General features: G+C 62.9%; 5 protein-coding genes. 1 reads left to right on the forward strand and 4 read right to left on the reverse strand.

From position 1 onward, the window contains the following. Positions 1-501: methyltransferase domain-containing protein (locus QT222_RS02260; protein ID WP_491476172.1), on the forward strand; the 501-nt coding region annotated here is incomplete at its 5' end. 26 nt (positions 502-527) lie between these two features. On the opposite strand, the gene QT222_RS02265 is transcribed toward QT222_RS02260, so the two are convergent. The 4 genes from QT222_RS02265 to QT222_RS02280 all read right to left on the reverse strand — a co-directional run. Then, a complete protein-coding gene (locus QT222_RS02265; RefSeq protein WP_004056995.1) occupies positions 528-1,103 on the reverse strand; it encodes a DUF6517 family protein in 576 nt (191 codons plus the stop codon). Positions 1,104-1,143: 40 nt separating this feature from the next. Next, on the reverse strand, positions 1,144-1,464 hold the full coding sequence (locus tag QT222_RS02270; RefSeq protein ID WP_014732302.1) for a transcription factor S: 321 nt from the start codon (positions 1,462-1,464) through the stop codon (positions 1,144-1,146). A 102-nt stretch (positions 1,465-1,566) separates the two neighbouring features. After that, on the reverse strand, positions 1,567-1,824 hold the full coding sequence (locus QT222_RS02275; RefSeq protein ID WP_004056993.1) for a DUF5789 family protein: 258 nt from the start codon (positions 1,822-1,824) through the stop codon (positions 1,567-1,569). Positions 1,825-1,970: 146 nt separating this feature from the next. Beyond that, the coding region (locus tag QT222_RS02280; RefSeq protein WP_491476173.1) for an enoyl-CoA hydratase/isomerase family protein at positions 1,971-2,344 on the reverse strand (374 nt) is incomplete at its 5' end.

The raw sequence follows: 2,344 nt of genomic DNA on the forward strand, positions 1-2,344 counted from the left end.
GTGGGCCACACCGGCATCGCGGCGGGCGAACGCGTCCTCGACGCAGGAACCGGGACGGGCGTCCTCTCGGCGTATCTCGGCCGACTCGACGTCGACGTGACGACCTTCGAGCGGAAGGACGACTTCGCCGACGTTGCGCGCGAGAACATGCGACTCGCGGGCGTCGAAGACCACGTCGATGTCCGAACTGGCGACATCACCGACGAACTCGACGACCTCCGCGAGGCGGACTTCGACGTGCTCACGCTCGACACCGAAAACGCACCCGAAGTCGTCCGCGAAGCGCCGGACCTCCTCGTGACTGGCGGCTACGTCGCCGTTTACTCGCCGTTCGTCGAAGGGACGCGCGACACCGTCGAGGCTGCCCGCGAGGCTGGCCTCTCCGACGTAGAGACGTTCGAAACAATCCAGCGCCACATGGACTTCGGCGAGCGCGGGTCGCGCCCGTCGACCGCTGGCGTCGGCCACACCGGCTATCTCGTCTTCGCTCGCAACGAGTAATTCGTCGGGCTTGCAGGGGTCACACCTCACTCGACGCGGCGAATTACTTCAAATAACTCTTCCCTGAATCGCTCTGGGTCGATGGCTTCACGGAGCACTGCGGCCGTCTTCTCGTCACCGTCAACGACTTCCCGCGGATACGCACCGCCCGTGAGTAGAAATTCGCCGTCGACGGGCGTCACCGCGAGGTAGGCGTCGGCCGCGAGTTCGACGCCGTCGGTCTCGACAGCCGCGTCGTACCGGACGACCTCGGCCTCGCCGCCTTCGACGGCGAGCGTCCGCGACCCGGTTCGACGAATATTCGAAAACCCTCGCGTTCGGAGACGCGACTCCAACCCGGACGTCGCATTCGAGAGGACCAGTTGCGTGAGTGCCTTCGACATCGGGGTCCGAGGTCGAATCACGAGTCGACTGGCGAAAAGAAAGCGCCACGGGCCGTCATCGCTCGTTGCCACTCGCGTTCGAAGCGTCTCGTCCTCGTACACTACCGTTCTGGCGCGCACCGTGACGAGGCCGAATTGAAACAGTCGGTCGGTCGATTCATCGACGCGGACCCACCCCTCAAGCGGGGGAAGCGTCGGTACGGCTGGCGAATCAACCATGCCACCGTCTACGGATGGAGGGTGGAAAAAGGCGAGTTGCTCAGTGGTCGTCTTCGCGCCACTTGTGGTCGCACTCGACGCAGGTGAAGAAACGCGTCTCGGACTCGTCGGCCGAGCGAATCTGCTTCATCTCGTAGCGCGCCACGTCGTGCTCACACTTCGGACAGATGGCCGTCGTCGTCGGACCGATTTCGGCGTTGTCGACGTCGGACATGTCGACAACTTCGCTCGACTCCTGGCCCTCGGTGGTGACCATCGCTTTTTCTTTCTCGCTGTCGCGTGCTTTCTCGTGCCCGTTCGGGCAGACCCAGACACCGTCCTCCGGCGTCATCAGGGACCCGCATTCGTCGCAGAACTCCATGATAGTACGTCCTACCGCTTGGAAGACTTAAACGCCTGGGTTACGCCGCGGGAATTCGCAGGCTACTCGGACGCGAGTTACCAAAAACGGGCCGAGAGACGCTCAGGCGTCGCCATCGGACTGCCTCGGTTCGCCGACCGCCTCGATGGGCATCGCGTTGTTGAGTTCGTAATAGAGGTCGGTCGCGTCAGCGAACTCACTGGGCAAACAGTTCCGAACCATCTCACCGAGGTCGGCGTTCCCGTCGGCCATGAGGACCGTCACGCCGTCGAGCGCCGCCGCAGCATCGTGGCGTGTGAGTGGATACGAGAGGTCTTCGAGAACGGACTCGACGCGGCTCAATTTGATGGTTTTCTCCATGATTATTAATTGCCTTTAGAGCACTTAGCAGTAGCAGGACGCGTGCTAACACAGGAATTGCAGCTCTCGGTTCGGCTCGCCCGGCGCGAGAAACGACCGCGAAGAAGGAAGTCTAGACTGTATACTACGTGCAGTCTCGGACTGCGTTACTCGAAGTCTGGGTCGCGATCTTCGACGAAGGCGTTCATCCCCTCGCGCTGGTCGTGCGTACCGAACAGACCGCTCCAAACCCGAGTCTCGTAGTCGAGTGCGGCGTCTCGCGGAGCCTCGTGGGACATGTTGAGAGCCGCTTTCGCCCCCGAAAGGGCGTGTCGCGGCTTCGACGCGAGGTCCGACGTGAGGTCATCGACGTGCGAGTCGAGTTGGTCGTGTGCGACGACTTCGCCGACGATTCCGTACTCGTGGGCGTCGCTCGCGTCGATGCGCTCGCCGAAGAAGATGAGTCGGCGCGCGACTTCGTCGCCGACGAGTGCGGGCAGACGGACGCTTCCACCCCAACCCGGCATGATTCCGAGGTCGA

Source organism: Haloferax sp. s1, from assembly GCF_058382125.1.